This is a genomic window from Hoeflea sp. EC-HK425, assembly GCF_902498795.1.
GTDB classification, from domain to species: domain Bacteria; phylum Pseudomonadota; class Alphaproteobacteria; order Rhizobiales; family Rhizobiaceae; genus Hoeflea; species Hoeflea alexandrii.
In genome coordinates this window covers 777,018-792,754 of the sequence record NZ_LR701572.1, presented here as the reverse complement: position 1 = coordinate 792,754, position 15,737 = coordinate 777,018, and the positions used below count along the sequence as shown (strand labels likewise).

Sequence of the window (15,737 nt, the reverse complement as noted above, 5' to 3'; positions counted from 1 at the left end):
ATCGCGCCCTATCGGGCGCGATTTGCGTTTCGGACCACCGCGGACTGAAACCCGCTACAGGTTGATCATGCCGATGCTGGTGCCGCCGCAAACATAGAGTGTCTGTCCGGTGACAAAGCCGCTGGCGGGATCGCAGAAGAACAGGAACGCATTGCTGACATCGTCCACCGAGCCCAGCCGCCCGACCGGGATCCTGTTGGCAAGGTCCGCCTCGCGGTCGCTGCCTTTCGGGATGATGCCCCAGAAATTGTCGGTCTGGATCGGCCCCGGAGCCACCACATTGACGGTAATGCCATGCGGCGCCAGTTCCAGCGCCCAGGTGCGGGCCATGCCGATCATGCCGGCCTTGGTGGCCGAATAGGCGGTCCGGGTCGGCACGCCGAGTGCCGCACGCGAGCCGTTGAACATCACCCGGCCGAATTTCCTCGCCTTCATCGACGGCAAGAAGCCTTGCAGCAATGTCAGCGCCGACCCCAGGTGCAATTGCGCCAGACCGGTAATGTCTTCTGGCTTTGCCTCTTCCACGAGATTGGGCCAGATCAGCCCGGCATTGTGGACGAAGTGGGTGACTTTGTGCTCGCTGGCAATGCGGTGGGCAGCCGCCTTGACCGCCTCCGCATCAAGCAGGTCGCATTCGAGGCTGACGAGCCGCTCATGCGTCCACTCGGGCGCATTGCGCGACAGGTTGATCACCGTATAGCCGCGCTCAAGGAGTTTGCCTGCCAGGTCGGCGCCGATCCCCTTGGAGGCGCCGGTGATGACGGCCGTGTACTCGCTCATTTGGTCTCTCCAGAACCTGATCCAGCCGGCACCAGCGCCAGCACCCGGAGCGGACTGCCGGTGCCGCCCTTGATCTTCAGCGGCGGCGCAATCAGCATTGCCCCCTTGGGCGGCAGGCGATCGAGATTGGAAAGGCATTGCAGCCCGTACTTCCCCGCCCCATGCAGCAGATAGTGCGCCGGATAGGGCGGCACGTAATGCGCGCCCTGCCCAGCATCGGTGCCGACAGTCTCGGTCCCGAACCCGCGGATGTTGCGCTTCAGCAGTGTCTCGATCGCCGCCGGAGTGGGCCCGGGTGAATGCGGCCCGTCGTCCGCCATATTGAGATACTCGGCACCGCGCCGTTTCGACCAGTCGGTGCGCATCAGCACCCAGTTGTCGGCCGGAATTGGGCCGTGTTCGGCTTCCCACGCATCGATGATCTCGGGCGTAAGCTCAAAATCATCGTTACTCGCAGCGCCCTCGGAACAATCAATCACCACCACCGGCCCGACGAAGACCGAGGGATCGATTTCGTCGACGGCGCCGTTGGCGACATCGCGGCCCGACACCCAGTGGATCGGCGCATCGAAATGCGTGCCGGTGTGCTCGTTCATCGAGATATTGTGCCACTTCCAGGCCGGCCCACGGCCGTCATAGGCCGAGACCTCCTCCATCCGGAACCGCGCACACTGACCGAACTCCGGCGGCAGCACGATCACCGGAAAATCCGGATCCAGCGTGTGGGTGAGATCGACAATCTCGACCGTACCGCCTGCAAGAGCCGACGCAAGCTGATCAAGTGGATTGCTCATCAGGCGCCTCCCGCAAGTTCACGTTCCAGAACCTTGGGATCACGCCGCCAGCGCTCCTCCAGATCCTTTGCGACATCGCCGCAATACACATCCTCGAGCCCTTCGCAGAGCGCTTCGACGATGGACATGGCGAGCGCCTTCGGCGCCACTTTCGGCGGCGGCAGCGGCTGGTGCCATTCATCGTCGGTCGGCCCGGCAAAGACATTGATCATCCTGAGACCCGAAGCGCGGAACTCGGCCCTCAGCGTCTGGCTGATCGACAGCGCCGCCGCCTGGCTGGCCGAAAACGCGCCATACTGCGGGTCCGCCGACAAGGCATGCACCGACAAGAGGTTGACGAATGCAACGGCCGAATTGACACCGTCAGCGGTGCGCGACGCCATGCCTGGACCGAAGGCCTGCGCCAGCCGCATCAGCCCCAGCGCATTGATCTCGAACTCCTCGCGCGCAAACACCGTGTCGGAGCCGAGCACCCCACCGGGCCGCACATGCCGCGCGGTGTTGATCAGGATATCGGTCTTGCCGCCGATCTCGGCAGCCAGTCTCTTCACCGAGGACGGATCGGAGACATCGAGCGGCATCACCGAGACCTTGTCGCGTCCAGCAATCGCCGCATGATCGGATCCACGCCGCCAGCTTTCCGATTCGCCGACAAAGATCTGCGACGCTCCGGCCTTGAGCAGCGCCTCGATCAGCGGCCGTGTTGCAGGAGACCTGATGTCGGTGATCAGCACCCGCCGGTGTTTGGGATGCGCGGTGAGCTCGCGCAATTGCGGATCGTCCGCCATGTCGGGACTCCTTTCCTGAGGCAGAGCGATCATCACACCCTGCCCGGCCTTGTCGAGCTTGAGATCCATACGAACGATGTCGCCCCGCCCCACATCGCCGTGCAGGTGGCACAAAACAGTCGGTCCGGCCGAAAGCCGCACCAGACCGGAACGCCAGGGCAACCGCTCGCGATAATAGGGATCAGGCGACGCGTTAATGCGGGTTTCGGCGATCACCGTGCCTTCCCTCGGTGTCTTGCGCCAGGCAAGATCGACCGAGAGACAGGCGCAGCATGCATCGCGCGGTGGATACTGGACAGCGCCGCATTCCCGGCAATGCTGCAGCGAGAACGCCCCGCGCACCGCAGCAGCAGTCAGCCCCAGCGCCGCCCGCGAGCGCATCTGCGGCGGCAGCGTGGGCACCATCTGGCGCAACTGCGGGTTTTTCTTTTTCGGCGGCTTGAGCTTGTCGGTCATGCGCCATGCCCTGTCAGGATCGCTGCCGAGGAGCACAGGCCACGGTCGTAGTTGATCATCCCGAAGCCAGACACCATCGCGGTCCGAGCCTTGGCAACCTGCGTGCCGCCAGCCTGGCCGGTCACCTGCCTTATCGCCTCGACCAGCCCGAGATACCCGCCGGCGGCTCCCGCCTGCCCGGCTGACAACTGCCCGCCCGAGGTGTTGTGCGGAAAATCGCCGGTGATCGTCAGATCGTGCGCGCGCAGGAACCGCGCGCCCTCTCCCTTGGCGCAAAAACCCAGATCCTCGAACTGCATCATCGAGATCACCGGGTAATCGTCATAGGTCTGCAACAGGTCGATGGATTCCGGCCCGCAGCCCGCCATTTCATAGAGTTCATCGATATCCATTGCCCAGCCGCCGCGCAGCTGGATCGGATCTTCGGGAAAGGCGTTGTGGCGCTCGATCGTTGCAGAAATACGGGCATAGGCAAGGCCGCGCTTCTGCGCCTCGTCCTCGCGCATGACGAGAAATCCTTCGGCGCCGGCGCAGGGCATGACGCAGTCAAACAGCCCGAACGGCTCGGAAATCGGCCGGGCGGAAAGATATTGCTTCAGCGTCAGCGGCGCCTTCATAATGGCATTCGGGTAGTGCAGCGCATTGGCCCGCTGCGCCACCGCGATGCGGCCGAAATCCTCACGCGTCACACCATACTCAGTCATGTAGGCATCGGCGATCAGCGCAAAACTGGCGTTCGGTCCGCCGGATCCATAGGGATAGGACGCATCCATCGCAAAGCGCGAAAACGACGACAGGAGCTGGCGAAAGCTGTCGATCCGGTTGGCATCGCCGGCAATGCAGGCCACCACATCAGCGTCACCGGCCTGTACCGCGCGTGCCGCCCGCCTCAGCGCCACAACACCACTGGCGCCGCCCATCGGAATGCTGTCGAGCCATCGCGGGCTCACTCCCAGGTGCTGGGTCAGCCCCACCGGCGTGTCGGGAAACAGCGTGAAACTGGACACCGAGAAGCCATCCAGCTGGCGCGGCGAAAGGCTCGCCACCTCGAGCGTCTGCTTGAGCGCGCGCGCGATCCACCAGTGTGCGGTTTCCTGGGAATAGCGGACATAGGGCACCGAGACAGGCGCGGTCAGAACCACCCCGTCGTAACTCTGCCGCTTCACGCTGCCGTCCGCTTCTTCATGCCGCGAGTGTCTACCGTTGCAGGGTCCTGCACAAGCCTTTCGGCAAGCTCCTTGAGCTCACGGCGCTGGATCTTCTGCGTCGATGTCAGCGGCAGGGCGTCGACAAAGGCGACATAGCCCGGCGCCTTGTAATAGGCGAGCTGCCCCAGGCACCAGCCGACAATATCGAGAGCCAGCGCCTCGCCCGGCTCACCCTCGACCTTGAGGCAGGCAAACACCTCGTCTCCGCGCACCGGATCGGCCACCGCCGCGACCGCGGCAGCCTTGACCGCCGGATGCCGCATCAGCGCCGATTCGACTTCCACCGCGGCGATGTTTTCGCCCGAACGCCGGATCACGTTCTTCTTGCGGTCGACAAAGAACATCGAGCCATCGGCTTCGCGGCGAACAATGTCGCCGGTGTGAAACCAGCCATCCGTCCATGCCTCATCGGTGGCTTCCGGGTTTTTGAAATAGCCGGCGAAGAAGCCGCGACGGGGATCCCTGCCCTCTCGCCGGACCAGCAACTCGCCCGGACCAGCCTGGCTGACATATCCGTCTGCATCAACGATCCGCACCTGAAGTTCGGCTCCCGGTTTGCCCAGACAGCTTTCGCCAACCCGGCGCGGCAACTGGTTGGCGCAAATCACGGCACCCGCGCCGGTCTCCGTCATGGCCCAGGCCTCGACCAGTGGAAAGCCGAAGCGCGCTTCGAAACCCGCATGAAGCTTTGGATCGACACCCGCCCCGAACCCGAACCGGACCGAATGGTCCCTGTCCGCCGGATCCTCTGCCGCGCCCATCAGCATCGATGGCATCACACCCAGATAATGCAGGCACGTCGCACCGCTTTCGCGTACGCTGCGCCACCAGCTCGACGGGTGAAACCGGTCGAGCACGGTCAGGCAGCCGCCGACCGCGACCATCGCCATGAAGGAATAGGCCATGGCGTTCATGTGAAAGATCGGCAGCGGCGTGATCATCCGCTCGCCATTGGGGGTAAGTGCGCACAGCCCACCCGCATTGGCGTACCAGCGCCCGGCTTCGAGAAAATAGGTATTGGTCAGGATGCAGCCCTTGGGGCTGCCGGTGGTCCCGGAGGTGTAAAGCAGCGCGGCTTCCATTTCCTCGCCACCCAACGCTTCGCCGGTCTCGTCTTCCCTGAGCGCAACGGGGCCCGCTGTTCCGGGTTGGGGCACCGCATCGCCCGGCGCGATCACCGGAACCGAAAGCCCAGCCTCCGCAGCTGCGGCGGCAAGATCATCGCAGCGGTTCGCAAGCCCGACAATCAGGGAGGGCTCGGAATGGCCGGCCATATAGGTAAGCTCCGAGTGCCTGAGATCCGGATTGACCGGAACTACCGAGGCGCCGATCCGGTTCAGCGCCAGCAGCCAGACAAAGAACTGCGGACGGTTTTCGAGCAGCAGCATGACCCGGAAACCGGGGCCGTAGCCTTTCTGCTGCAAGGAAGCCGCCAGTTCCGTGACCTGCTCCTGCACCTGCCGGTAGCTCACCTCGCCGGGTTCGATGCCGTAGATTCCGGCAGTCTCCGCCATGATGTTGAACACAGGACGGTCCTGATAAAGCCCGGCGGTGGCGGCAAAAGCCTGCCAGATGGTCTGGGTCCCCGGCTCGATCATGGCAGCAGCTGAATATTGCGGAAGGCCGCGTCGCAATTGAGGATATCGACCCGCTTGTTGGCGATCCGGAGCTTTCCGTCAACCAGCGCGAGATCATGCCGCGCCGTCAGCGCCAGCAGGAACTGCTCGTCGAGCCGGGTCTCGACATAATGCATGAAGGTCTTGGTCACATAGGTTCCATTGGCCTCGTCGATTTCGTCGACAAACGGACGCTGGATGACATGATGACACCGGCTCTTGGGCTTTTGCGAGAAAGTTCGAGCACCGTTGAGGCGCTCCACCCGCAACTTCAGCATGAACAGGTCTTCATACATCAGCGAGGTGACGTTGAGCGGATCGGTCTGGTTGTAATCGAGCGGCATCCAGTAGTGGCCATCCTTGAGCCACAGCGCGAGCCACTCATCGTAGCGGCCCTCATCGAGCATGCGCGCTTCATCGTAGATGAAGTCGATCAGCTGGTCCCTCGACACACTCATTCCGCCGCCTCCCGCACATCATCCATGTCACAGGTCATGAACCTGACCCAGGCATCGAACTGGTTGCGCATCTGCCGCTCGGTGGTGCCGTTCTCGACCTTTTCCGCGCTGAAGTCCTCATCCTCTTCGTAAAGCCGCTGGATGTTGACCCACTCAAGCCCGTCGGACTGCAGCCCTTCCTGCGCCCGCTCGTACATTTCCAGATCGTCATGGCCGACGATCGAGGTCGGCGCATTGATCATGCGGTTGTACATCGCGGTGCGCGCGGTCAGTTGCTCGGGCCCGTCGACCAGGCGGTAGATGTAGCTTTCCACCAGCGTCTTGTCGGCAGCCAGCGGGATGAACACCCTGAGCTGCTGGATCGGACCCTTTATCATGATGTTAGGGAAATAGACCGTGTTGTGACGGTTCTCATCAAGGATCGCCTTGGCCTTCTCCTCGCCATAGGCCTCGACCATCTTCTCCATGTATCCGGGGATGGCCGAATAGTTCGAATGGATCGAATGATGCACCCCGGTGTGGCCATGGCCGTTCGGCCAGGTCCGGATGCCCATGTTCTCGAAGAACTCGTAGGGTGACATGAACGGCGCGATGATTTCCATCGCCGGCGGCAGCGGCGATCCTTCCGGCATGTCGAGCTCTTCCCAGAGCTTGACCGCGGTTCCGGCCGAACTCTCGTGCGCCACCATCGGATGGCAGGTGTCGGTCTGGTTCTCGACCAGCATTTTCCAGTTGCAGTGATGCATGTATCTGAGCGGCGGCCCGGCGACCTCGAGCCTGCCCGCTGGCGAGCGGTCGACCATGTTGTCGATCGAGGAAAGCGAATCGCCGAAGAAATCCTCGAACGAGATGCCGGTCTCGGCCAGGCGGCAGAAGATGAAGCCGCGGTAGTTCCTGACTTCACCGACGGCCCGCATGCCTTTCTTGCTGTCGCTGTTTTCAAAGCCGGTGTTTTCGTAGCCCTTCTTCAACGGGATCGCCAGCAGGCAGCCATCGGTCTTGAACGACCAGGCATGATAGGGACAACGGAAGAACTTGCCGGTGTTGCCGGCCCGGTCGATGACGATCTTGGTGCCCTTGTGCGGGCAGCGGTTGTGCAGCACATGCACTTCGCCGTCACTGTGACGCACCTGGATCACCGGCTGGTCGCCGACTTGCGTGGAAAAATAGTCGCCCTTGTTCGGCGTCTGGCTTTCATGGCCGACAAACACCCACGCATTGGCGAACAGGTGCTTCATCTCGAGCCGGTAGACCTCCTGATCGATGTAGACGTCGCGATGGACTTCATTGCCGCGATACAGCGCCCTGATCGCCGCCGGATTTCCTGCATATCGTCCCATGAATACCTCCCCTAAAGATCAAGCACGAGACGGGCGGACTTCGCCCGGCTCACGCATATCTGCATCACCTTGCCTTCGGCCTTCTCGGCATCACTGAGCACCACGTCGCGGTGGTCCGGCACGCCTTCGATGACATCCGTCTTGCAGATCCCGCAATCACCGCGCAGGCAGTCATGGATGAGATCGACGCCGCCTGCCTCGAGCACATCGATGATCGTCTTTCCCGGCGGGATCTCGAAGACTTCCCCGGTCGCATGAACCTCGACTTCGAACGCCGTGTCACCGGCCTGCTCTGCCGCCGATGTAAACAGCTCGAAATGGATCCGGTCCGCGGAGACCCCGGCCGCCTCCATCGCCGACTTCACCGCATCGATCATGCCTTTCGGTCCGCAGACATAGACATGCTCTTCAGCGATCACCGACGCTGCCAGGCTGCCCAAGTTCAAAGCCATTTCAGGCTGGTCATCGAAATGCTGTGTCAGTTGATTTCCAAACGCCTGTTCCAGGTCGTTCCGATAGGCCATCGCCGCGCTGGTTCGTCCCGCATAGTGGAAACGGAACGGGGTCCCCTCGTGCTTGAGCGCGGTTGCCATGCTGAAGATCGGCGTGATGCCGATGCCGCCGGCGATCAGCAGGGCGGGCTTGCCCGCGACCAGCGGAAAATCATTGCCTGGTGGCAGCGCCAGAACCTCGTCGCCGGGCGCAAGCTCATGCATGTGCCGCGATCCGCCGGTGCTCTGCGCCTCGAGCTGGACCGCGAAGCGGTAGCTGGTAATGGCGGAATCAGTTGAAACCGGCTCAAAATCGATCAGCGAATAGGAGCGTTCGCCTGCCGGCAACGCGAACTTGACGTGAGCGCCGGGCGTGTAGCTTGCAAGCGTGCCGCCGTCGCTGCGCACAAATTCCATTTCCCGAATGGATGGCGTCAGCATCCGGGCCGTGGCGAGTTTCAATTTGACCGGTTCAACCAATTCCAGGATCTCCTTTGCCAGAAAACATGAATTTTCATATAATTCTTGTCAAGAGGTTTTTGTTGAAGATGCACGTGGGGGATGCGATGAAAGCTCCCCCTGAGAACGCGGAATCCGGATGAGCAACACAATCCACGACCCCAAGGCCCCATTTGTACCCAACTACCTGCTCTATCTGCTGGCGGCGGCGAGCGAGGCGGCAAGCGCGCGCTTTCACAGCCATGTGCGCACGCGCGGGTTGCGCGTGCCCGAGTGGCGCGTGATGGCCTGCCTGACCGACACAGACGGATCCATGGTCACCGAACTTGCACGGTACGCAATGATCGAACAATCGCGGCTGACCAAGATCATCATACAGATGGATGCTCGCGGATTGGTCACCCGTCGCAGTGATCCGACGGATGGCCGCCGGGTACGGGTGTTTCTCACCCCCCAGGGCAGGACCCTTGCGGAGGAACTGGTGGCCGACGCCAGAGCCCACGAACTGGAACTGCTCAAGTCATTCCAGGGCGGTGACGGCTCCGAAATCAAGGAGACGCTGCGGGCGCTGATCCGGCACCTCGAGGCTGACCAGCCCGGCCAGGCTGGCCAGCCCGGCATCGACGATTCGCCCGCCAGAGATGCCGCAATCGCAGATTCCTGAAAAAGATGGATAGATGACGTTGCATGTTTTTATATGATATTGCATGTTTCTCCTGTCGAGGTCGGCGCACAAACAGCTGACCGTCACCTACCGGGAGGAAGCGCATGCAAAAGATTGGGACCCTATTGGCAAGCACGATGCTGGCAGTTGGATTTTCCGCATCGGCCATGGCCGCGGATATCAACCTGACCATATCGAGCTGGCTGCCGCCATCACATCCGATCAACGTCGATATGCTCGAGGGCCTCGTCGACATGATGGAAGAGGCCACTGACGGCAAGGTCAGCGGCGAGATCAAGATGGGCCTTGCCCCTCCGCCCGCACAGATGGACCTCATCCTTGATGGTGCGGCCGACATCACCATCATCTTCAACGGCTACCAGCCGGGCCGCTTCGTCGGCACGAAGCTGATCGAGCTGCCAGGCTACGAAGGCAATGCGGAAGCCGCTTCCGTTGCCTACTGGCAGGCCCATGAGAAGTATCTGGCCCAGCTTGACGAGTTCAAGGGCACCAAGGTCATTGCGCTGACCACACATGGTCCCGGCCAGATTCACTCCAACAAGCCGGTCACCTCGCTGGCTGATCTCAACGGCCTCAAGACCCGCCTCGGCGGCGGCGTCTCCGCCGATGTCGGTGCCGAACTCGGCCTGATCGGCATCCAGGTGCCGGCTCCCAAGGTCTACGAGACCCTGTCTTCGGGCGCAGCCGACGCGGTCGCCATGAACATGGGCGAACGCCTGAGCTTCAAGCTCAACGAGGTCGCAAAGAACGTCTACGAGATGCCGGGCGGCTTCTATCGCGGCGCCTTTGCCGTCCTCATGAGCGAAGACAAGTTCAACTCGATGCCTGACGACGTGAAGGCAGCGCTTGAGGAAAAGGTCTTCGGTGAGCCCGCATCGAAGATGATGGGCATTGCCTGGGACGCAAGCGACGACAAGGCGCGGGAGGCCACCATGGCAGCGGGTGACAACACCATCGTCACCGCCAGCGCCGAAGACCAGGCCACGTTCGCAGAAATGGCCGCACGGGTCCGCACCAAGGTGCTTGCCGAGATCTCGGCCCTTGGCATCGATGCCGATGCTGCCGCCGAAATGGTCAAGTCGACAATGGCATCCTACGGCAAGTAACATCGTTGCGGGGGCACGGAACATCCTGCCCCCGCATCCATATCTGCCTGCAAGGAGCCCCTGATGAAATCCATCGCCAGATTGCTGAACCGGCTGACGGAGTTGCCGATGCTCCTCGCCGCAGCAACTTTGTTCGTGCTCATGGTGCTGACATTCGCCGATGTCATCATGCGCTCCACCTTCTCCGCTCCCATCGAGGCCGCCACCGAGCTGACCCGCATCGCCATGGCGGTGATCGTCTTCTCGGCGCTGCCTGTTGTTTCAGGGCGAGCCGAGCACATCGTTGTCGACCTGCTTGATCCGCTCTTTCGCCGCGCCGGGATAGAGCGCATCCTCAACGGCCTGATCACCCTGATCTGCGGCGTTCTGCTGGTCTGGCCGGCCATGCGCTCGTTTGATCTTGCCGCCCGCGCCAGAAGCTATGGCGACCTGACCGAGTATCTCTCGATCCCGGTCTTCTACATCACCTGGTTCATCGCCTTCATGACGCTTGTCACCGCCATCACGATGGCGCTTCGCGGCATGGTCACTCTCTTCAAGCCAGACCTTCTCCGAGGCGCACATGATTGAATCACTCATCGGTTTTGCCGCGGTGCTGCTGCTGGTACTGCTGCGCATGCCCATTGCTTTCGCCATGGCCATCGTCGGCATGGCCGGCATGACCTACGAGACCAATTTCCGGGCGGCGATCTCGCTGGTCTCCCGGCTGATCATCGACACCAGCCAGGATTACGGGCTGTCGGTGGTCCCGCTCTTCATCCTCATGGGCCTGTTCGTCAACAAGGGCGGCATCAGCCGCGAACTCTATCAGGTGTCGAACGCCTTTCTCGGCCATTTCCGCGGTGGACTGGCCATGGCCACGATCGCCGCCTGCGGCGGCTTTGCAGCCATTTGCGGCTCATCGCTTGCCACCGCCGCCACCATGTCGAAAGTGGTGATGCCCGAAATGCGCAAGCTCGGCTATTCCGATGAACTCTCATCGGCATCGATCGCCGCCGGCGGAACGCTCGGGATCCTGATCCCGCCGTCGGTCATCCTGGTGATCTACGGCCTTCTGACCGAGACCTCGATCGGCAAGCTGTTCATCGCCGGCATCATTCCCGGCTTCCTCGGCATCGTGTTCTACCTGATCGCCGTGCAGATCTCGGTTTTCCGCAATCCCGCCGCCGGTCCGGCCGGCCGCAAGTTCAGCGTGAAGGAAAAGCTCGAGGCTCTGAGCGGGGTCTGGTCGGTTCTGCTCCTCTTCTTCCTGGTGATTGGCGGTCTCTACGGCGCGCTCGATTTCTGGCCGCTTCATCTGACCTTCTCGCCGACCGAAGCTGCCGGCATGGGAGCAATGGGCGCCTTTCTCATCGCCCTGTTCCGCGGCTCACTGTCGTTCGGTGAGACGATGACCGTGCTCAAGGAAACCGCGATCACCACCGCGCAGCTGTTCAGCGTTCTCATCGGCGCCTGGATCTTCTCCAATTTTGTGAATTACGCAGGCCTGCCCGAGGGCCTCAAGGACATGATCGTCAGCGCCGACCTCTCGCCCTGGCTGGTCATCACCGTCATCCTGCTGATCTATGTGGCGCTCGGCTGCGTGTTCGAAAGCCTCTCCATGCTGCTTCTGACCGTTCCGATCTTCTTCCCCATTGTCACCGGCCTGGGGTTTGACCCGGTCTGGTTCGGCATCGTGGTGGTGGTGGTGACAGAGATCAGCCTGATTACCCCGCCGGTCGGTCTCAACGTCTTCATTCTCAAGAGCGTCGTCGGCGACATCTCGGTCGGGACGATCTTCAAGGGCGTCACGCCATTCTGGATGATGGACATCGTGAGGCTGCTGATCCTTGTGCTGTTTCCCTGGCTGGTGCTGTACCTGCCCTCGCACATGTAGCCTGGGACAGCCGCCGGCAGTGCTGCCGGACCGGCGACGAGGCTGAAAACGGTTGACTCCCCGTGCCTTCAACGAATACCAAAATCTTCAATATTTTTTGGTTTGTTGGAGATCCGGGTGTTCGGTTTCAAGAATGACGATGCGGCGACAGTCGTGCAGTTCATCGCCGAGCAGGTTCGCCGGGACATTTCCTTCGGCGTTCTGCCGCCCGATTCCCGGCTGAAAATCGAGGATCTGCGCCAGCGCTATGGCGGCAGCGCCCATTCCTTCCGTGAAGCCCTGACACTGCTTGCCAATGAAGGCATTGTCGAAGCCAGCTCGCAGCGCGGCTTTCGCGTCGCCTCGGCCTCGCAGGCCGATCTCGAGGACGTGACCCGGCTGCGCGCCGAGATCGAAGGCCTCGGCCTCAAATGGTCGATGAAACACGGCGCGGTGCGCTGGGAGGGAGAACTGATTGCGGCCCGCCACGCTGTTGATCGCGCCGACCGGATGGTCATGGACGATATCGATGCGCTGGCGCTGGAATGGGACGAGGCAAACCGCGAATTCCACGCGGTTCTGGTGTCTCGCTGCAATTCGCCGCGACTGATCGAGTTCCAGTCCAGGCTATTCTTCGAGAGCCGTCGTTTCCGTTTCGCAGTACTCAAGGAACGCGCCATCGAACCCGAACGGTTGAAGGACATGCGCAACCGGCTTGTCGATGCGGTTCTTGCCCGCAACGATCAGCAGGCCACCGAGGCGCTCGAAAGGCTCATCCTTGAGCCTTTTGGCGCACCGGGCAACTAGGTACCGGCGTGCGGGAGGAGTGTCATGCCAGCACGCTGAAACAAGACAACCGACACAAATCGATCAGGGAGGATCACATGATCAGGACGACACGCAGAACCGCACTATCCATGTTTGCCGCCACCGCCATCGGGCTGGTGACCGCAGCCGGACTGTCCACCGCCGCGCAGGCCGCCGATGCCATCAAGATCGGCATCCTGTCGCTCACATCGCATTCGCCGAGCATCATCGCCGAGGGCAAGGGCTACTTCACTGAACAGGATCTCGCCGTCGAATTCGTCAGCTTCCAGGCTGCCCAGCCGATGGCCGTGGCAATCGCCTCGGGTGACATCGATTTCGGCATGACCGCCATTTCCGGCGGCCTCATCAGCCTGGCCGAGAAGGGTGCGGTTCGCATCATCGGCGGAGCGCTTCAGGAAACACCCGAGATCTCCGGCCAGAAGATCCTTGCCTCCAAGGCTGCCTATGACGCCGGCCTGACCAGCCCCGACAAGCTTGCAGGCCGTACCTACGGTGTTACCACTGCCGGCTCCTCGTTCCACTACATGGCCCACAAGATCGCCGACAAGTCGGGCTTCGACCGCTCCGAGATCAAGATCACCCCGATGCAGAAGGTGCCGGCCGTAATCGCCGCGCTGAAATCGGGACAGATCGACGCCTGGTCGATCGTCCCCAATATCGCCGGCGCGCTGACCAAGGGTCCTGAAGTGGTCGAGATCGGCAAGGTCTCCGACTACATCGACAACTACCAGGTCACCACGGTCTTCACATCGACGAAGAACGTCACCGAGAACCGTGACCTGGTCACGCGCTTTCTCGCCGGCCTGTCCAAGGGGATCGCCGACTACAACGCTGCCCTGGTCGACAAGACCATGAGTGCCGATGAAGTCGCCGAAATCACCGGCATGGTGCACAAATATGTCTATGCCGACCAGCCGATCGAAAAGGCGGGCCCGCGCATTGCCGCCGGCGCCATGCGCATCAATGCCGGAGCGCAGCTCAACATCGCGAGCATCGAGGACCAGCTGGCCTGGTTCCAGTCCGAGAAGCTCGCACCTGAAGGCGTGACCATGGCTGATCTCGTCGACACCAGCTTCGTCGAGACCTATTGATCCGCTGACACCAACCCGTCACCATGGCACTTCGCGGCGCAAGCTGCTGCGGAGTGCCTCTTTCGAGCCGAATTCAGGATGCCCAGACAATGGAACTGATCCTTGATCACGTCAACCATTCCTATGGAGACGTAGAAGTCCTGAACGACATTTCCCTGTCGGTCGGCTCGGGCGAAATCGTCTGCATCGTCGGGCCTTCGGGCTGCGGCAAGTCGACCCTTTTGCGCATTCTGGGCGGGTTGGAAAAACCCGACGCCGGCGCGGCGCTGATCGCCGGGGATCCGCCGGCGGACAGCCTCAACCCGCTGACTTACGTGTTCCAGGATTTTGCCCTGCTTCCCTGGCGCACGGTCGAGGGCAACATCAGCCTGGTGCTGGAAGATCACTCCGTGCGCAAGGACAAGGCGCGCGCCATCATCACCGACGTGCTCGCCCGCACCAAGCTCTCCGAATTTGCCAATGCCTGGCCGCGTCAGCTCTCCGGCGGCATGAAGCAGCGCGTCGCCATCGCCCGGGCGCTGTCGGTCAATCCCGCCGTCATGCTGATGGATGAGCCGCTCTCCGCGCTCGACAGCCAGACGCGTGAATTGCTGATGGACGACCTGATCGAGCTCTGGGGACAGGTTGGCTTTTCCGCCTGCTACATCACCCACAATCTCGCCGAAGCCGTACGGCTCGGCCACCGCATCGTCATGCTGTCGCGCAGGCCCGGAAAGATCCGCGAGATTGTCGACATCGACATTCCGCTGAACGAACGCATCAACCATCCCGCCGAGACCGCTGCGATCCAGCGCCGGCTGTGGGAAGCCATGCGCGACGAGGCCCGCGCCGCCGACCGGGAGCTGTCCGATGTCGCTTGACGCCACCAACGAACTTGGCGCGCAACCGCGCCGCAATGTCAGCGAGCTTCAGCAAAGCGGGAAGATCAAGCCCGTGCCGTTCCGCGGCGGCGGCTTTGTCCACAGCCGCCATCGTTTCATTGCGCCGATCCTGTTCGTCGTGCTCGTCATTCTGTGGGAAATCGGCTCGCAAACCGGCTTCATATCCAACATCGCCCTGCCCGCCCCTTCGGAGGCGGCCGGTGCCATGTCCGATCTGTTCGAGACCGGCATGATCTGGAACCACCTTTCGGCAAGTCTCTACCGGCTGGTGGTCGGCTGGAGCCTCGGCAGCCTGATCGGCGTCTTTGTCGGTCTGGCTATTGCGCTGTTCTCCCTGGTGCGTGCAGGTGTCTCGCCGTTCATCTCGGCCTTGTTCCCGATCCCGAAGATCGCGCTTTTGCCGCTGTTCATCATCTGGTTCGGGATCGGCGAAGGCTCGAAGGTTGCCACCATCCTGTTCGGCGTCTTCTTCCCCACCGTCATCGCCACCTATGGCGGGGTCGACAATGTCGACCGCAATCTGATCCGCATGGGTCAGTCCTTCGGCCTGTCCTGGATCTCGATCGTCCGCAAGATCATCATCCCCGGCGCCCTGCCCGCGATCCTGTCGGGCTTCCGCATCTCCGCCTCGATCGCCATCATCCTTCTGGTCGCGGCCGAAATGATCGGCGCCGAGTTCGGCATCGGCGCCTACATCCTGATGGCCGGCGCGCTGTTTGCCACCGATCAGCTGATTGCCGGCGTGGCCATGCTCTCGGTGCTCGGCCTGACCGTCGGCTGGTTGATCAGTCGAGCAGAGCACATGTTGCTGAGCTGGCGCGCCTGACATTTCCCGGTTTGCGGGCCTAAGCAGGTTGTTTGATCCTTGTCATGGACGGACCAGGCCCATGACGGCAAAGCA

The 15,737-nt window shown here is 62.0% G+C and carries 16 protein-coding genes; 8 read left to right on the top strand and 8 right to left on the bottom strand.

Annotated features, from left to right (window positions below):
* Positions 1-54: 54 nt before the first annotated feature.
* Genes SPHINGO391_RS06520 through SPHINGO391_RS06485 form a run of 8 tightly spaced genes read right to left on the bottom strand, consistent with a single transcriptional unit; the run spans position 55 to position 8,411 of the window.
* The gene (locus tag SPHINGO391_RS06520) at positions 55-780 is read right to left on the bottom strand and encodes an SDR family oxidoreductase (protein ID WP_152008064.1); all 726 of its coding nucleotides are present in this window, start codon (positions 778-780) and stop codon (positions 55-57) included.
* Entirely contained in the window at positions 777-1,574 is a 798-nt protein-coding gene (locus tag SPHINGO391_RS06515; protein ID WP_152008063.1) for a cyclase family protein, read from the bottom strand. Before SPHINGO391_RS06515 ends, SPHINGO391_RS06520 begins: the two co-directional genes overlap by 4 nt.
* Positions 1,574-2,818, bottom strand: a complete 1,245-nt coding sequence (locus SPHINGO391_RS06510) for an SDR family oxidoreductase (protein WP_152008062.1) — start codon at positions 2,816-2,818, stop codon at positions 1,574-1,576. Before SPHINGO391_RS06510 ends, SPHINGO391_RS06515 begins: the two co-directional genes overlap by 1 nt.
* A complete protein-coding gene (locus SPHINGO391_RS06505) occupies positions 2,815-3,984 on the bottom strand; it encodes a thiolase family protein (RefSeq protein WP_152008061.1) in 1,170 nt (389 codons plus the stop codon). The genes SPHINGO391_RS06510 and SPHINGO391_RS06505 overlap by 4 nt, the downstream gene beginning before the upstream one ends.
* Entirely contained in the window at positions 3,981-5,624 is a 1,644-nt protein-coding gene (locus tag SPHINGO391_RS06500; protein WP_152008060.1) for an AMP-binding protein, read from the bottom strand. Before SPHINGO391_RS06500 ends, SPHINGO391_RS06505 begins: the two co-directional genes overlap by 4 nt.
* On the bottom strand, positions 5,621-6,100 hold the full coding sequence (locus tag SPHINGO391_RS06495) for an aromatic-ring-hydroxylating dioxygenase subunit beta (protein WP_152008059.1): 480 nt from the start codon (positions 6,098-6,100) through the stop codon (positions 5,621-5,623). The genes SPHINGO391_RS06500 and SPHINGO391_RS06495 overlap by 4 nt, the downstream gene beginning before the upstream one ends.
* On the bottom strand, positions 6,097-7,440 hold the full coding sequence (locus tag SPHINGO391_RS06490) for an aromatic ring-hydroxylating dioxygenase subunit alpha (protein WP_152008058.1): 1,344 nt from the start codon (positions 7,438-7,440) through the stop codon (positions 6,097-6,099). Before SPHINGO391_RS06490 ends, SPHINGO391_RS06495 begins: the two co-directional genes overlap by 4 nt.
* A gap of 11 nt (positions 7,441-7,451) precedes the next feature.
* Positions 7,452-8,411, bottom strand: coding sequence for a PDR/VanB family oxidoreductase (locus SPHINGO391_RS06485; protein ID WP_244615130.1), 960 nt, complete (start codon positions 8,409-8,411; stop codon positions 7,452-7,454).
* Between the two features lie 118 nt (positions 8,412-8,529).
* Between SPHINGO391_RS06485 and SPHINGO391_RS06480 the strand changes: the two genes are divergently transcribed.
* The 8 genes from SPHINGO391_RS06480 (at position 8,530) to SPHINGO391_RS06445 (ending at position 15,662) form a co-directional block, all read left to right on the top strand.
* The gene (locus SPHINGO391_RS06480; RefSeq protein ID WP_152008057.1) at positions 8,530-9,054 is read left to right on the top strand and encodes a MarR family winged helix-turn-helix transcriptional regulator; all 525 of its coding nucleotides are present in this window, start codon (positions 8,530-8,532) and stop codon (positions 9,052-9,054) included.
* Between the two features lie 104 nt (positions 9,055-9,158).
* Positions 9,159-10,181 (top strand): TRAP transporter substrate-binding protein, encoded by a 1,023-nt coding sequence (locus tag SPHINGO391_RS06475; RefSeq protein WP_152008056.1) that lies wholly within the window; start codon positions 9,159-9,161, stop codon positions 10,179-10,181.
* A 63-nt stretch (positions 10,182-10,244) separates the two neighbouring features.
* Positions 10,245-10,751 (top strand): TRAP transporter small permease subunit, encoded by a 507-nt coding sequence (locus tag SPHINGO391_RS06470; RefSeq protein ID WP_152008055.1) that lies wholly within the window; start codon positions 10,245-10,247, stop codon positions 10,749-10,751.
* Positions 10,744-12,057: a TRAP transporter large permease gene (locus SPHINGO391_RS06465; protein WP_152008054.1), complete on the top strand. Its 1,314-nt coding sequence runs from the start codon at positions 10,744-10,746 to the stop codon at positions 12,055-12,057. Before SPHINGO391_RS06470 ends, SPHINGO391_RS06465 begins: the two co-directional genes overlap by 8 nt.
* 117 nt (positions 12,058-12,174) lie before the next feature.
* Positions 12,175-12,843: a GntR family transcriptional regulator gene (locus tag SPHINGO391_RS06460; protein ID WP_210385769.1), complete on the top strand. Its 669-nt coding sequence runs from the start codon at positions 12,175-12,177 to the stop codon at positions 12,841-12,843.
* A 77-nt stretch (positions 12,844-12,920) separates the two neighbouring features.
* Positions 12,921-13,955 carry an ABC transporter substrate-binding protein gene (locus SPHINGO391_RS06455; RefSeq protein ID WP_152008053.1) on the top strand — a complete coding sequence of 345 codons (1,035 nt, stop codon included), beginning with the start codon at positions 12,921-12,923 and terminating at the stop codon, positions 13,953-13,955.
* Positions 13,956-14,044: 89 nt separating this feature from the next.
* Positions 14,045-14,815 carry an ABC transporter ATP-binding protein gene (locus tag SPHINGO391_RS06450; RefSeq protein ID WP_152008052.1) on the top strand — a complete coding sequence of 257 codons (771 nt, stop codon included), beginning with the start codon at positions 14,045-14,047 and terminating at the stop codon, positions 14,813-14,815.
* Positions 14,805-15,662 (top strand): ABC transporter permease, encoded by an 858-nt coding sequence (locus tag SPHINGO391_RS06445; RefSeq protein WP_152008051.1) that lies wholly within the window; start codon positions 14,805-14,807, stop codon positions 15,660-15,662. The genes SPHINGO391_RS06450 and SPHINGO391_RS06445 overlap by 11 nt, the downstream gene beginning before the upstream one ends.
* The last annotated feature ends 75 nt before the right edge of the window (positions 15,663-15,737 follow it).

Coding starts and splice junctions, on each gene's coding strand:
- SPHINGO391_RS06520 (WP_152008064.1), bottom strand. CDS start 780: ATGAGCGAGTACACGGCCGTCATCACCGGCGCCTCCAAGGGGATCGGC.
- SPHINGO391_RS06515 (WP_152008063.1), bottom strand. CDS start 1,574: ATGAGCAATCCACTTGATCAGCTTGCGTCGGCTCTTGCAGGCGGTACG.
- SPHINGO391_RS06510 (WP_152008062.1), bottom strand. CDS start 2,818: ATGACCGACAAGCTCAAGCCGCCGAAAAAGAAAAACCCGCAGTTGCGC.
- SPHINGO391_RS06500 (WP_152008060.1), bottom strand. CDS start 5,624: ATGATCGAGCCGGGGACCCAGACCATCTGGCAGGCTTTTGCCGCCACC.
- SPHINGO391_RS06495 (WP_152008059.1), bottom strand. CDS start 6,100: ATGAGTGTGTCGAGGGACCAGCTGATCGACTTCATCTACGATGAAGCG.
- SPHINGO391_RS06490 (WP_152008058.1), bottom strand. CDS start 7,440: ATGGGACGATATGCAGGAAATCCGGCGGCGATCAGGGCGCTGTATCGC.
- SPHINGO391_RS06480 (WP_152008057.1), top strand. CDS start 8,530: ATGAGCAACACAATCCACGACCCCAAGGCCCCATTTGTACCCAACTAC.
- SPHINGO391_RS06475 (WP_152008056.1), top strand. CDS start 9,159: ATGCAAAAGATTGGGACCCTATTGGCAAGCACGATGCTGGCAGTTGGA.
- SPHINGO391_RS06470 (WP_152008055.1), top strand. CDS start 10,245: ATGAAATCCATCGCCAGATTGCTGAACCGGCTGACGGAGTTGCCGATG.
- SPHINGO391_RS06465 (WP_152008054.1), top strand. CDS start 10,744: ATGATTGAATCACTCATCGGTTTTGCCGCGGTGCTGCTGCTGGTACTG.
- SPHINGO391_RS06455 (WP_152008053.1), top strand. CDS start 12,921: ATGATCAGGACGACACGCAGAACCGCACTATCCATGTTTGCCGCCACC.
- SPHINGO391_RS06450 (WP_152008052.1), top strand. CDS start 14,045: ATGGAACTGATCCTTGATCACGTCAACCATTCCTATGGAGACGTAGAA.
- SPHINGO391_RS06445 (WP_152008051.1), top strand. CDS start 14,805: ATGTCGCTTGACGCCACCAACGAACTTGGCGCGCAACCGCGCCGCAAT.